Here is a 14,446-nt window from a genome sequence, read left to right on the forward strand (position 1 = left end):
TTAAATGACGCAAAATTAAACCAATAAAAATCAGCCGCTTAGCACGGCGCTAAGTTTTATACACAAGTTTTTTCAGTTTTATTATAAAAATCAATGAGTTACAGTTTGTGCGGTATAGGAGCTACAGATTTGGCTGGATAATTATGCAGGACTGGGTCAGGGACGAAGTGAAAAATCAGGTTATGGGTGATACACGATTGAATAAGCGGTTGTCCAATATTCTCAGTAATTTAAGTTCCGACCCAAAGAGCAGTATTCCCTGTGCAAACAAGTCTTGGGCAGAAACCTTTGCAGCCTATCGATTTATCGAAAATGATAAAGTCAGCTTTGACTCCATTATGAGTGGCCATAAATCAGCCACTCTTGAAAGAATCAAGGTTCAACCAGTTGTTCTTATCCCTCAGGATACCACTTTCCTAAATTTTGCTACCGATTTAGAAAGCAAAGAAATGGGAACACTCCGACGCAAAGAGACTAATCAGCAGCTCCTACATACGTCTATCGCTATAACACCATCCAGAGATAATCTGGGTATTATTGAGGGTAGCATGTGGCAGCGAGATAAAGAATCTAGTGCTAATTCTCGATATACCAAGTCGATACAAGATAAAGAGAGTCGACGTTGGCTAGACCATTATGAATCAGCTTGTGAGATACAAGAGCACTGTCCTGAAACCACGATTGTGAGCATCGCGGATAGAGAGGGGGATATTCATGAGTGGTTTCAATTAGCTGAAGATCAAAATGAACATCGGCGTGCAAGCTATATTGTTCGAGCCAAGGCTAATCGTAGTTTAGAGATCGAAGGAGAAGATACGACTTTACTTTGGGACTATTTGACCAAACAGAAGTCCATCGGAAAATACACAGTAGGTATCCCCAAAAGAAATGGAGAGCCAGAAAGGGAAGCTAAGGTCAGTGTATCCATTGCAGAAGTAAGATTGCAGGGAAAAGGAAAATCAAAACGACCTCTTTATATCTACGCAGTTTTTGCTAAGGAATTAGGCCCACCAGAAGGCAAGAAAGGTATTGAATGGATGCTGCTGACCGATCTTGCAGTTGAGGACTTTAAGCAAGCAAGGATTATCATTGAGTGGTATCGAAGTCGATGGGAAATTGAAACCTATTTTAGAGTGGTGAAAGGCGGATGCCAGATAGAAAGTAATCGCTTTAGAACCGAGCAGCGAATGCTGAACTGTATTGCAATCTATATGATTATTGGGTGGCGTCTACACTCCATGACAACACGAGCACGAACGCTTCCTGATACATCGTGTACGAAAGTCTACTCTGAAAAAGAGTGGCGTATGATATGGATAATGCAGGCTAAAACCTCCCCACCAAGTGAAGCTCCAAGTATGAGAGATATAACTCGTATGCTGGCAGGACTTGGAGGCTTTCTGGGGCGGAGCGGCGATGGTGAGCCTGGAGTTAAAACCGTTTGGCAGGGGTACACTAAACTTCTCCATTATATGGAGGCAGCGGAGGCTTTAAATGGACTTAAATGATGTGTATAAAACACAGGCACGGCGTTATGTGTTTTTATCGATAGTCACCAATATTAATGCTGAATACGTAATCAATGAAGTAGGTTAATTTTGTATCATTTGTTTTACGGTTTTGTAGCCCCATTTGTTTTAGTTTGTTTAGGGTTTTTGTCGGGGTTGGAGTTGTTTAGTTTTGATGTTAAATCATTTTATTGGTGGTTTGTTCAGGTGCTTTTCATGTTGTTGTTCTTTAGTATTGTAAGTGATTGTAGAAGCGGCAGTTATAAAACGAATTGGTACACTAAATTTGATCCAAGGTCTGGTCGATACATTTATTCTATCTGGCCAAATTGGGTATTATATATCTTTGCTGCGTCTTCATTAACGGCATTTGTCTTAGGAGTTAGTATTGGTGGTCATCTGGCGTAAAACACATAACAAGCCGTTGAAGTCAGACAGTCACAAGCTGTGATCAAAAGTATAGAACAGCTTGCCCCCGCCGCTTAATGGGGCATTATATGGCGGTGCCACTAATCAAAAATGTTCAGGGTATGAAAAATGAACGTAAATTATAAGCAAGGAACTAAAGTAGACTGTCAACGTATAGCTGAACTTGATTACTTGGCATCTGACGGTGCAGTTGAATATCTTTTTCACAATTTGATACCGGGTTGTTCTGCTTTGCAGCTACTTTGTGATGGATTAGAACAAGACGTTTACCCTCATACTTTTCGCAGTGCTATTGTGGCTGAAATTGATCAAAAAATTATCGGAATGGCCCTCTCATATCCGGCGCACTATCACGGTATAACTGAAGAATTAACAAACTTTTTACCAGCTAATCGAATTGAAAGGTTCAGAGAGTTTTATACCAGTAGAGTTGAAGGAAGCTATTTTCTCGATGCTATGTGTGTTGAAGAATCGTATCGAAGATTGGGTGTTGGTAAATCATTGATAAATCATACAAAAGAAAAAGCAAGTAATGACGGTTACAATGAACTTAGTCTCATTGTGTTTGCTGACAATATTCGAGCTATTGGCCTTTATAAAACCCAAGGATTTAGAGTAGTAAAAAATATCAAATTGGAGTCACATGAGCTTATTCCTCATAAAGGTGGCTGTTTGCTCATGAAGGCTGAAATATAAAACCATATGACAAGGTGATGATGTTTGTTCCGGCCCTGTGGGCCTCCATCGGACGGTTGTCGCTTTGCAGTGCCCGCCGCATATCACGGCATTATGTGTAGTGAGAAATTTTATGTACGAATCTCTACCAAATAGGAATTTATCAGAAGCCGGTGAGCTGTCTCAAGCTTTTAGTAAGCTTGGATTGTCGAGTTTTCATGAGGCGTGCGAGTATGTATGGAAATTACCTTACGGTAGAACGAGCGATAGAGCTAATTGGAGGCTTATTTTAACCGAAGGCCAGGGTGCATGCAGTACAAAGCACGCTTTATTAAAGGAGCTAGCCGATGAGTTGGAAATCAGCATTGATTTAGTTGTTGGTATTTACCCCATGACTGAAGCCAACACTCCTGGTGTTGGTAATGTCTTGACTGAATATGGCTTTGAGTTTATTCCAGAGGCTCATTGCTATCTTAGCTATCAAGGCGTTAGAGTGGATCTGACACGATACGGAATTGAAGCCGATGAAGTGATAAACGACTTCTTCTCTGAGAAAGTCGTCGAACCAAGTGGAATTGGTGAGGAAAAGCAGGAATTTCATAAAGAGTACATTCGGAATGAATATGGTGAATCTGAATTTGAAGAGATTTGGAAGGCCAGAGAAGAGTGTATTACGGCAATCAGCACATAACCAGTAAAGGCAGCGGACGCCGCAAGCGTCGCCGCGCTGCTTTGGGCGTTATACCTCTTCAAACAAAGGAGAACTAAATTGAAAAAAGTCGTTCTTTTTTTCTTGTGCGTGTTTGTAACAGCGTGTTCTGGAACGGGAGGAATTATTGGAGGCCTTGTACCAGCGCCAAAGTTTCTAGAAGGAGAGGTCGAAGGCGATATGTATATTGCCGAGGGTCGTGTGTTTCAGGTGGGCTTGCCGCATCCTCCAAGCATTGATGGATACGAGTGGACGTACACAAAGGTTCACGAACACCAGGAAGAAAAGTACACAAAGGTAGTGTTTGGGCCAGCTGCGTTTGATATTAATTATTATCATGTCACATTAGTTAATGCTCCTTCTATTGACGATATATCTAAACATTCGGAAGGTCTGTTTAATCAATTAACCAAAATGCAGCCCTATCGGGAGGTTCACACGGCGGAGCAGCTCGTGAACACTGAAATCGAGATTAATGGCAATAAAGGTTTTTACGTAGCCTTCAAAATGGGGCCATCTCAGTGGCTTTTGTGTGGGGTGGTATACCTTAACCAAGGTTACTATGTGGTCGAGGCCGATATTTCTAGGTCCTTTGATGGTATGTATAACCCATCCGAAGAAACTGTAAAAAACAGAGAGTACCAAATTTTCAATCGCTTGTTAGAAACTTTCACAAAGCAGGTATAACAAAGCAAGGTACCGGACTCGCTTCGCTCTCCGGTGCTTACTGCGTTAAGTGCTTGAGTAAGTCAATTTATGGAAGATGAACGATCAGTAATTGTGACCTTTGATGCAGAAAAAGTAGAAGCAGAAAAAGAGTCAATGCTTAGGATTTTTACTGAAATGGACGATGGTATTGAGTTGCCTATTGAGCACAAAAAAATCGCTGCGCAAGCCCTATATGAGAGAATACTCTCCAAGAAAGAAATTCATCTATTGGCTATGGAAGCGGACTATATCAAACTAAAGGCACCGAGTTCATTGCTAGACATTTCATATTATGAATAACTGTTTAAATTATGCACTTAACAAGGGCCGGCAACGGACTTGCAAAACGGTCACTTGTTTTGCAAAAAACCGCAAAACAACCGCCCATTTTGCAAGCCGCTGCGGTCGGCGTTATGCACTGAATCTAATATGAAATCTGATTACAAGTGGCTAGACAGCTGGGTAAAAGAGATAAAGGGGAAGTCAGTTCTAGAGCTTGGTGCAGGTACGGGTATAGATACGCAGATTCTTAGATCTATTGCGAGTAAACTGATAGCGACTGACTTGGTGCGAAATGATCCGTTGGATATTGAAGAGCTAGATCATAGCGAGCCATTGCCATATGAATCAAATAGTTTTGAAGTGGTCGTAGCAAGTCTCTGCTTACATTACTTCGATTGGAATAAAACTGAAGAGATAGTATCCGAACTTTACAGGGTATTAACGCCTGGTGGTATGTTAATAGGCCGAGTAAATTCGAAAAATGATACCAACTACGGAGCAACTGGTTACTCTGAAGTTGAATCGAACCTCTTCATTGTAAATAATCAAGCTAAGCGTTTCTTCGACAAAGCTGACTTACGTAGGCTCTTCAACAAAAAATGGGATATCTCGTTCTTTGTGGAAAAGACTATAGATCGCTATAGCATGCCGAAAACTATTTTGGAGTTTAGGGCTACCCGTGCATAACAAACTCAAGCAGGTTGCTCCGGCCCTTCGGGCCTCCGCGGGATACCCAACGCTATGCATCTTTTGTGCAAGTCGCTGGGCTCCCAGTTTTGCACAAAAGGTGCACAGCATTGGTTGTCCCTGTTACGGGCGTTAGAAGTGCATAGGTATGAAGACTGTAATCTCTATTCTAGCTTTGTTTCTTTTAGTTGCCTGCACAGGGAATATGATCAAAGGTGAATGGCACCATGCAAGTGATCAAAGCCACACTCTGATAAGGTTTGAAAATGGAGATGACTGTTTCATCTTTGTGGGTGGGTCTGTCGATGGAATGGCTTCTGAGTGTAAGTATCAAAAAATAGGGGCGAATTCTTACGAATTGTGGTTCCTGGATGAAGTCGGAAATACAGAGGAAGGTGATTATTTACCACTTACTTACGATCAAGAGAAAGACACCATAACCGTTATAGCTGAGGAGCGTACTATTGAGCTTCGTAGAAAATAACTTCACTTCTAACAAGGTGGTGTTGTTCGCCGCGCAGAAGGCGCGCGGCTGGGACAGCCTACACGCCGCTTCGCTCTGTTTCGGCTGCCCCTGCTAGCGGCGTTATGAGGCTTGAGGTCTGAAATAAATAATGAGAATGATTTTTCTAACCAGTATCCTTTTATTGGTAGACTGTAGCAAACAAGCTAGAGAACTTACTCCAGAAATGGAAGGTCAGGCTAGAGAAACAATCGAGACATATTTAAAAAAGAATCAATTGCCTCTTGAGGGGTTAAAACCATTTAATTCTTCAGTATCGTCAAAACCAGATTTTGGCTTTTATATACAGGTGGTGGCCGTGCATCGAGTTCGTAGTTACATGTCATGGCAGCAGCTTCACAGACTGGGCAAAGTATACATATGATGAGCACGGTGAAAAATTCCCATACAAGGCCGGACAATTTGCTACGGGCCTTCGGCCCTCCGCGGGACAGCTTACCTTGCGCACCTTTTGCGCAGGTCGCTGTACTCCCATTTTTGCGCAAAATGCGTACAAGGTAAGCTACCCCTGCCGGCAACGTTAAATGTTAAATGTCTGAACCAACCACGTAGAGATTATGAAATGGTTAGCATCCTATTTGTATTGAGCCTTGTGTGCATGGTCGTTTGCCTAGCAATCGCACGGAAAAGGAATCTAAATCGAGTTTTATGGGTTATCTTGGGAGGGCTTTTTGGCCCCATTGCAATACCGTTCGCTCTTTTTCTGCCAAGCAAACAGGATTGAGAAAATGCCTCTGTTACAAAGTTTATGGAGGAAATGCTGTTATACCTGTTTCGCCATACTAGTTTTTGTCCTATCTACGGGTTGCGATAATTTTTCTCCGCTAGAGGGTCATTCACCCGTAGAGGACGAATTTAGCAAGTTAGCTGCTGATGAGCGCATTTTGTTCAAGCCAGGCATGGAGGAAAATGCCCTACTCGTTCAAAAAATCCTAGATGATCAAATAAAACTAATTGAGGGTGTGCATGACAAGCCTTTCTCGAAAAAGGTAATCGTCCATATTTGTGATACCCGAGAATGCTTTAACTCATACACTGGTTTAAAAGGGGGTATTCTTGCTGCTGTAACTTCAAACGGCCTATTCCTCTCATCCTACGTGATTTCAAACGAGGACTATCCCATTTGGCTGGCGCATGAGTTGTCGCACCTACACCTATTCCAGCAGGTTTCAATATTCAAAGCCACATTTATACCTCAGTGGTATCACGACGGTTTAGCAACCTTTGCGTCTAAAGGTGGCGGTGCTACTCGTGTCAGTAAAGAGCAGGCACTAGCTTCTATTCGTTCAGGGAGCCATATCGTTGCGGCAGACAAAGGGGCACTTTTTAGCACACGCTGGCCACTGAATTATCCGCCCTCCGAAGATGCTTGGACGCAGCAGCATATGGACTATCGCCAAGCATCGCTATTCTATGAGTTTATTCACCCACGAGGGGGTATAAAGTTACTTCGGGCTATAGAAAATGGAGAGAAATTTGGTAATGCATTCTTGTCTGTGTATGGAAAAACACCGGAAGAAATGTTTCGGCAGTTTAAAGCAGAAATTAGTCCAAATGAATCGCAGTAAAGCATTTAACAAATGGCGGCAATTCGCACGCTGCGCGTGCCGGACTCAGCACTACGTGCTTCGCCGTTGCGCCAGGCGTTATGTGTAAATCACTATGAGCATTTTATATTGGCTGGGTTTAGGTGGCTTGGCTGTTATTGCCTTCTACTTATTTAAGAAGTGGAAGGTGCGTTCGGTTGAGTGGAAGCCTGAGGAGGTTGCAAATCTTCTTGAGTCATGGATCAAGGATGATGTTGACTACAAAAGCTGGGATTACTTTGAGGCCTGTGAGATTGCTAACCCAAAATTAGAAGTAATTCGGCAGCGAGCTATTAAAGCAATACACATAAATTCACCTTATATCGAAGTTTGTGGCCGGGATGAAGGTAAACTAAATGAAAAAGGCAAAGAACTATTTAAGGAGCTAAGAAAGCAATGCTTTTGATTTATTATTGGCTATCCACAGTACATAACAAGTTACCGTATCCGATCACCTACACCCTGGGCGTTTTGTGCTGTACGCTACGGTAGCACTTTCCGGTACCTGCTGAGCAAAACGTTATGCGATCACGTTTTTTGAACCCTGAATTTTTCTAGATATTTGAGAAAGAAAATATGGCAGACTACCCAGAAGCGCTCGACTATATGCTGGCGGCATGGAACGAGCCTGACTCTACCAAAGTGCGCGATCACCTTGAAAATGCCCTAAGTAACAATGTCCGGTTTGTTGATCCGTCCATTGATGTCTCTGGTATTGATGGATTTGAAAAAAATGTCCATGAAGTGAAATCAAAGCTTCCAGGTGCGGTTTACTCTCGAACTAGCGGAGTAGATTCTCAGCATGGGTTTCATCGCTACCATTGGGCTATACATCAGGAAGGCAAGTTACTTATGGCTGGGTTTGATGTAACAGAAATAGATGGGCAAGGAAAAGTATCTTGTGTAATAGGTTTTTTTGGTGATATCCCTGATCGCTAGTGGCAATGGTATTGTGTGCGGTAGTGGAAAGGCGCATAACGAGGCGTTGAACCAGGCGTAAGGGGTTTGAGGGGTTTTTTGATTTAAGTGCTAAAGTAATAACTTTATTGTGCTAACCGGCTTCGTACCAGAACACCCGCGCAAGTTGGCTTTACGTTAAGTGAATAGCTATGAATCGATTTCTAATCACTCTTGTATGTCTGGTTGCTTCTAGTTTGGCGTTTGCTTGTACCGCTCCTAAAATGGGGTCTGAGTTTGACAAGCTCATTAAAGTAGAAAAGATTGCATCGAATACATTCCAGGCGACTATTCCTATGAATGCTGAGGGCTTAAATTACGGAGCTGAAGCAACTATAGAATACTATCCTGAAAATTCTGAGTATAGGTTCGGTGAATATTCAAAAAGAGTTCATTTAAAAGAAAGAGGCACTGAGTATGTTTTACTTTCGATCTAAAAAAGATTGAAGGGCATATTCCATTCTTACAAGTGTTTTAGTATCCAGAAATGTGTTGCCTGTGTGGTGCTTACGGTAAATCAAATGACCTTGCACTTGAGTGAACCACTTAACAATGCATGTTGTCGGACTAGTTTTCTGTTCCACTCTAAACTAGCCATAAAGCGTGGTGTTTGTTTTTTGCCGTCGTTTGGTGTCACATTAAAATTAAGGGAAATTAAGAGTGTTACATTGGATTAAAATTGAACATTCGGGTGTGGATTCGTTCTTAGAGATGCCTCGCAGGCTTTATTATGAGCTTTATGTGAGATCTTTTAATTCAGCTCAAGGATTAAGGCTCATTATTGATGGAAAATAAGGAAAGCCAGTTCTTTAGCTTTTGTCGAAGAAGCCATTCGTCAGGGATTGTATTTGCGGCTGTGATTTTGGTATATATTGTGGGGAATTTTATTGCCTGAGTCTTCCATATTTATTAACTACTTGTGCTTCTCGCATTCATATTATGGAGTGCAGTTAATTTTTCAAGGTTTATGGCTCGGCAAATGGAAATTCTCAGAAGGTATCTTTCGTGGGTAAAATATAACACATAGCAATCCGCAGCAATCGCTCCCTTTGGTCGCTGGGACAGCCAAAACACTGCGTTTATTTGTTCGTCCCTTTGCGGGGCGTTAAGTGATACAAGGAGAGTAAATGAAATCATTCACAATAAATTTTTTGGTCTAGTTGGAGCTTGGCACATGATAGATCTAACTTCCGAAAATTTGCATAATTTAGTCTTCGCTCCGTTAGTATTTACGGGCTTCCTAATTTCTAGTGTACTGTGGTTTATAGTGAAGTTTGGAGTAACTCAGGGCTCTAGCTCGGATGGTCACTTTAGCAGTGGTGATTCTGGAGGTTTTGGAGATGGAGGGGGTGGTGATGGTGGGTGTTAAATCAGCTAACGAGGGCATGTTGTTCGCCGCTATCGCAGGCGAACGGCTTATGCTACGCTTCACCCACCGCATGTGAATGTTATGTGGCAAGCTGCAAACGAAAGGTTGAGAGATGGAATTACAACTGTTAGCCGAGAATAAACAAGCGTTACCAATTGTTGCGGAGTGGTATTTTACGGAATGGGGTTACCTAAGGGAAAGCAATAGCCTGGCTAAAACTCGAGAATCGCTTTCTGACTACCTAAACATCGATAAAATACCACTTCTCGTTATAGCAGTTGATTCAGGAGAAATCTTGGGTGCGGCACAGTTGAAATATTGTGAAATGACTATTTACCCAGAAAAGGAACATTGGCTCGGTGGTGTGTATGTTTCCAAGTCCCATCGCGGAAAGAAAATCGCAGAAGCAATCATTGACAGAATTATCTCACTAGCAGAACAGCTTGGTGTGTCGAAGCTCTATCTCCAAACGGAGCATCTAAACGGCGGTCTTTATAGTTGTTTGGGTTGGAATCCAATAGAAAAAGTTACTTATTGCGGCTTAGAAGTCCTTGTAATGGAGAGAGAGCTCACCGTATAACAAGGCAATGAATCAGATATTTTGAAGTATGCTTCCGCTGCGCTATAGCGCGTATTTAGAATGCCGGTTATAGTGGCGGTCAATTTTTGGAAGGATTGTAGTTGCTGCAAGCTTCAATCTCTACCTGAGTACATTTTCCCAGAGAGTTTTCCTTCAAACTGCTAGTGCAGTTTCATTCAAGTGCCTTTCTTTTAAGTCAACAAGTCCTACAAGCCTGATGCTCCATTGTGGAGTGCTAATCAGATAGTTAACTGGTAAGGAATATATGCTATTTTACCCAGCAAATTTATCAGGCTGTAGCCAGTTAAAAATGGTTGGCAGGGAGCCAGTTGGTTGATCAGCCCGCTTTGACCGTAAATGGTCTGGCTGCTCCTGTTGGCAATGTTAATTGGCAATGTTAATTGGCTATATGGCTGATAGAGCCAAAGTTTAGGAATATGAATGCATGGATAATGTGAAATGGTACAAAAAACCTGAGATGGTTGTTGCTTTCTCAGCTCTATTAATTAGTTTCGTTACGGCTATAGTTAGCATGTATTCTGCTTATGTAGATCGTGCTTATGCTCGAGCTTCTGTTTGGCCAAGGTTGGAAATACATCGTAATTTAAACACCACACATTTTGAATATAGTGTAACGAATAGTGGGAATGGTCCTGCTGTAATTAAGTATGGGATAGTTCAATACAAAACTGAGCCTATCAAATTTTGGAATGACATTCCAAATTTACCTAGTATTACTCAATCCCACATTAGCAATAGAATACTGTCACCACAAAATACGGTTAAGCCATTATCCTATACAGGGAAAGAATTGGATAAATTTGACGAAGCCGATAAATTTATAGGTATAGAGCTCTGTTATTGTTCAATCTATGAAGAGTGTTGGCTTATTGACAAACTTAATGAGCCCAAATCTGTTAATGGCTGCTTGGTTGACAAAACAATAGCTTTCTCGCAATAAGAAAATTCTTAACAGCATCAATCGTGATTCCAAGCTCGGCGACTTTATTGTAAAAGGTACAATAAAGTCGCCAAAATTGCGCCACAAACTAAGAAATTACTGACACCGTTTTTAGTAGTTGTTTTTTCTTAGTTTCTGGGCTGGTATCTCCAATGCCTAGAGGGAAGGTGGCCAAAGCGCAGTCCGGTGAGGTGTTTTTATCAGGCAAGTGGTTGACATTGAGTGATGCTTAAATCAAGATGATTAAATGAATACAATTTCAACTCAACCAACTGCTCGAATTATTCTTATCATTCCATAAGAATGGTGGGATTGTTGATGTGTTACTAATTTATCAAACCCGCCAAAGAGGCGGGTTTTTTGTCTCTGCCTCTGGGGGTTGCACTAGGTGAAGGAACTAGAATGAAAAAAATAGCAATCTTTGGTAAGCCAGCTAATGGGAAATCTACTTTAGGTAAAAAGCTAGCGTCAGTAACCGGTATAAAATTGTATGCTTTGGATTCCATTTTATATCAGCAGAGTGGTCAAGAGGTAGATCTTCATAGCTATGAAGAGACTCACGGGAGCATTCTCGCTTCCGAAGAGTGGATTATTGAAGGCTTTGGGCCAATAAGCTCATTGGATTCTTTTAATAGACGCTTAAGCGAAGCTGATACGCTTATCTATATAGATTTACCTTACTTTGTTACCTATTGGTTGGTGACGAAGCGGCTCTTTACAGGATTGTTTAAGAAACCAGAAGGCTGGCCTAATGGGAGTTCCATTTTAAAGGGAACGCTTGAGAGCTACAAAATATTAAAGTTCTGCCCAAAATTTTGGAATGATAGATTTTTACAAAGATTGGAAAAGCTATCGGTAAATAAAAATTTGTATGTTATTCGGTCGATTTCTGAATTGAATAGCTTTGTTGAGAAAAATGTGTAATAAATAATCTAGTAATGTGGTACAAAAATTTCTATATCCGGTCATGCTGAAAGTATCGAAAAGTTATTCCTTCAGTAAGCTTCTGGTTGAGTTTGAATCGGCATCTGTGGGTAAGTCTGAGGTGGTCAGTAGGAATATTCATTTATCAGTTTTCGAATTTTAAAGTGATGAAACTTATAAAATTAATGAAAACGATTGCTTGGATTTTCTGAGCCTTAACTTATGTTTTATAAATGTTGATTTAACGAGCCTTTTTTCATGTGATTTCTATATAATTCCAGATAGAGTATACATTGTATTTATAGTACCCTTAATGCAGATTTGTCTGTTACATGTTCATTTCGGATGTTTTGGAATCACAACTAAAGGTATGTATTCATGATAAAGATCAGGAAGCCCAATTTACAGTTAATTTATGTTTCGGATATACAGCACTCTGCTGAATACTATCAGAATTTATTTAATTTTGAACCCTACTTTGTAAGCCCTAGATATGTAGTTTTTAAGGTTGATGGGGTTGCGGATTTTGCTATTTGGTCAGGTGGCGAGTCTCCAGAGCATGAGTCACCAAGATTTGCAGAGATTGGTATTAATCTTGAGACTGATGCCGAAGTGAAAGAGCTTTATAAAGAGTGGAAGGCGGATGCTGGGATAAATATATATAAAGACTTATATACAGATGTCTTTGGTGAGACCTTCTTGGTAAAGGATCCTGATGGTCATGTTATCCGTGTATCTTCTGCGGACTAAATGCTATGTTTGTGGGGTTAATATGAATTCAATACACTGTCCATATATATGAAAGGTTTACCTGCGTTTTTATTGTCCGTAGTGATTTTTTCTAATGTATATTGGGATTTATTGTGGTGCGCTAAGAGCCAATCAATATGCTGCTTTTAAATACATAGGTGGAGAAATTTATGCTTCAAGTATTGATATCGGCAGGTGTGGTTTTTATCTTGTTAAAGTTCCTTGAGCGGGGTAAAAATCGCGGGTTGGATGGGTTTGTATCTATAGCTTTTGTTCTTGTGCCAGCACTACTGATCTTATTGGCCAATATTGGAGCTGGAATAATTGGAGTTGACAAGCGTTTTTTGGTTCCGCTAGCGCTTTTGTATTTTATCGTGCCCTTGTTTATGTTGCGTCTGCAGTTTGATTTATCTTGGGGGCGGTCATTTTTATATGGCCTTTTCGTTTTCTTGGTTGTGATAGTTGTTGATAGTCTATTTTATCTGATGATCGGTTTTATTCGTAGATGATAGTTTTTCATTGGTTTCTATTCTTATTTGAAGTGTTATTTATTTAAGTGAATATGCAGTGTAATCATTATTAGACTAAGGAAGACTTTTTCTGCCGCTGCGCTCCACTTGTGTGATCCTGCTTGTTTTATCGAAGGTACTGTGTTTAGTATTGGTCGATGAGTTTTAATTGTTGGTAGAAATTATGTTGCAGAAGTTAAAGGCCTCTCTGGGAATTGGTGCGGCTAAGGTTGATACGGTGCTGGAAAGCGCGAGTGTATTTCAGGGAGGACTAATCACGGGGAATGTCCATGTTCAGGGGGGTGATATTGAACAGGCGATTGAAGCTATTAACTTAAAGCTTTGTACCGAAGTGAAAGTTGAAAATGACAATGGTACTAGCTATTTCAACATGATTTTGAGCGCTGTAAGAATTATGGAGCCATTTACCATTGGTGCCTGTGAGGGTAGAGAGATTCCCTTTGAATTCAAACTAAACGACGAGACACCCATCACTGCATTGGTGGCTCGAAAGAATCAGTGTCGGGTTTGGTTGGAAACGGCACTGGATATTGATTTTGCCATTGATCCTAAGGATCGAGATTACCTGGAAATAAAGCCCTTGCCGGTGGTGCAGTCTATTATTGCAATGATTGAGGGCGAAGGCTTTGATTTGGTGAAGACAGATGTTGAAAAGGGCTATTTGAATGGCGGCGCTTTTTCTTCTAAATCTGGGTGCTACCAAGAAATTGAATTTAAGGGCGGTGGCTTCTTCGGGGCGAAGGAAATAGAGCTTTCATTTATATTGGATGGTGAAATGGTTCATTGCCTGGTCGAGATTGATCGTAGGTTTGGCGGGAGCGGTGATGAATATCGGTCTTTCTGCCTCGGTATCAATGCCAGTGATAATGAGGTTCAAACTGCGGTTGAAGCAATTCTCTCCCGCTGACCTCGATTGTTATGTAACTTTCGGGCGATAGCCTCAGATGATCAGCAATAAACAAAATGTTGCCGGGTAATAGCCCGGCTATATTTTGATTCGCTGCTCCTAAAAACAATATCTTACGTCAATTACCCTAAACAGGAGTGATTGTAGTGATTTCACATATTTCACTTGGTACCAATAATCTGGAGCCGGCTGCAGTTTTTATGGCCGGTTAATTAGCTTACTTGGGGGTAAGGAGATTTATGCGTCTGGTACAGTGGTCTTTTGGGGATTTCTCAACGCCTCTACGAAACTCGTGCTCACTGTGCCTTTCAATAATGAGTCTGCCAACTTTGGTGATGGCACTATGGTTGCTCTTAAAGCC

Annotated in this window: 18 protein-coding genes; all 18 read left to right on the plus strand. The window is 41.2% G+C overall.

Annotation, left to right across the window (positions count from 1 at the left end):
• The first annotated feature begins 143 nt into the window (after positions 1–143).
• The 18 genes from ACJJIJ_RS03125 to ACJJIJ_RS03210 all read left to right on the plus strand — a co-directional run bounded on the left by ACJJIJ_RS03125 (position 144) and on the right by ACJJIJ_RS03210 (position 14,085).
• Positions 144–1,508 (plus strand): IS4 family transposase, encoded by a 1,365-nt coding sequence (locus ACJJIJ_RS03125; RefSeq protein WP_444938619.1) that lies wholly within the window; start codon positions 144–146, stop codon positions 1,506–1,508.
• Positions 1,509–2,045: 537 nt separating this feature from the next.
• A complete protein-coding gene (locus ACJJIJ_RS03130) occupies positions 2,046–2,633 on the plus strand; it encodes a GNAT family N-acetyltransferase (RefSeq protein WP_444885630.1) in 588 nt (195 codons plus the stop codon).
• Positions 2,634–2,745: 112 nt separating this feature from the next.
• Positions 2,746–3,303, plus strand: coding sequence for a hypothetical protein (locus ACJJIJ_RS03135; protein WP_444885629.1), 558 nt, complete (start codon positions 2,746–2,748; stop codon positions 3,301–3,303).
• Positions 3,304–3,381: 78 nt separating this feature from the next.
• Positions 3,382–4,008, plus strand: a complete 627-nt coding sequence (locus ACJJIJ_RS03140) for a hypothetical protein (RefSeq protein ID WP_444885628.1) — start codon at positions 3,382–3,384, stop codon at positions 4,006–4,008.
• A 69-nt stretch (positions 4,009–4,077) separates the two neighbouring features.
• Positions 4,078–4,329: a hypothetical protein gene (locus ACJJIJ_RS03145; protein ID WP_444885627.1), complete on the plus strand. Its 252-nt coding sequence runs from the start codon at positions 4,078–4,080 to the stop codon at positions 4,327–4,329.
• 129 nt (positions 4,330–4,458) lie between these two features.
• The gene (locus ACJJIJ_RS03150; protein WP_444885626.1) at positions 4,459–4,998 is read left to right on the plus strand and encodes a class I SAM-dependent methyltransferase; all 540 of its coding nucleotides are present in this window, start codon (positions 4,459–4,461) and stop codon (positions 4,996–4,998) included.
• 148 nt (positions 4,999–5,146) lie between these two features.
• Positions 5,147–5,482, plus strand: a complete 336-nt coding sequence (locus ACJJIJ_RS03155; RefSeq protein ID WP_444885625.1) for a hypothetical protein — start codon at positions 5,147–5,149, stop codon at positions 5,480–5,482.
• A 710-nt stretch (positions 5,483–6,192) separates the two neighbouring features.
• Positions 6,193–7,089, plus strand: a complete 897-nt coding sequence (locus ACJJIJ_RS03160) for a hypothetical protein (RefSeq protein ID WP_444938620.1) — start codon at positions 6,193–6,195, stop codon at positions 7,087–7,089.
• 94 nt (positions 7,090–7,183) lie between these two features.
• Positions 7,184–7,513 (plus strand): hypothetical protein, encoded by a 330-nt coding sequence (locus tag ACJJIJ_RS03165; protein ID WP_444885623.1) that lies wholly within the window; start codon positions 7,184–7,186, stop codon positions 7,511–7,513.
• Positions 7,514–7,683: 170 nt separating this feature from the next.
• Complete coding sequence (locus ACJJIJ_RS03170) at positions 7,684–8,046, plus strand: hypothetical protein (protein WP_252085146.1); 363 nt, start codon at positions 7,684–7,686, stop codon at positions 8,044–8,046.
• 170 nt (positions 8,047–8,216) lie between these two features.
• Positions 8,217–8,501 (plus strand): hypothetical protein, encoded by a 285-nt coding sequence (locus tag ACJJIJ_RS03175; protein WP_444885622.1) that lies wholly within the window; start codon positions 8,217–8,219, stop codon positions 8,499–8,501.
• An 864-nt stretch (positions 8,502–9,365) separates the two neighbouring features.
• On the plus strand, positions 9,366–9,509 hold the full coding sequence (locus ACJJIJ_RS03180) for a hypothetical protein (RefSeq protein WP_444885621.1): 144 nt from the start codon (positions 9,366–9,368) through the stop codon (positions 9,507–9,509).
• A 36-nt stretch (positions 9,510–9,545) separates the two neighbouring features.
• Entirely contained in the window at positions 9,546–10,013 is a 468-nt protein-coding gene (locus ACJJIJ_RS03185; RefSeq protein WP_444938621.1) for a GNAT family N-acetyltransferase, read from the plus strand.
• A 445-nt stretch (positions 10,014–10,458) separates the two neighbouring features.
• A complete protein-coding gene (locus ACJJIJ_RS03190; protein ID WP_444885620.1) occupies positions 10,459–10,974 on the plus strand; it encodes a hypothetical protein in 516 nt (171 codons plus the stop codon).
• Between the two features lie 402 nt (positions 10,975–11,376).
• A complete protein-coding gene (locus ACJJIJ_RS03195) occupies positions 11,377–11,898 on the plus strand; it encodes a P-loop NTPase family protein (protein ID WP_444938622.1) in 522 nt (173 codons plus the stop codon).
• Between the two features lie 378 nt (positions 11,899–12,276).
• The gene (locus tag ACJJIJ_RS03200) at positions 12,277–12,648 is read left to right on the plus strand and encodes a VOC family protein (RefSeq protein ID WP_444938623.1); all 372 of its coding nucleotides are present in this window, start codon (positions 12,277–12,279) and stop codon (positions 12,646–12,648) included.
• A 170-nt stretch (positions 12,649–12,818) separates the two neighbouring features.
• Positions 12,819–13,157, plus strand: a complete 339-nt coding sequence (locus ACJJIJ_RS03205; protein WP_444938624.1) for a hypothetical protein — start codon at positions 12,819–12,821, stop codon at positions 13,155–13,157.
• A gap of 169 nt (positions 13,158–13,326) precedes the next feature.
• Positions 13,327–14,085, plus strand: coding sequence for a sporulation protein (locus tag ACJJIJ_RS03210; protein WP_444938625.1), 759 nt, complete (start codon positions 13,327–13,329; stop codon positions 14,083–14,085).
• The last annotated feature ends 361 nt before the right edge of the window (positions 14,086–14,446 follow it).

This window comes from Microbulbifer mixtoriginis (SeqCode) (genome assembly GCF_052467945.1).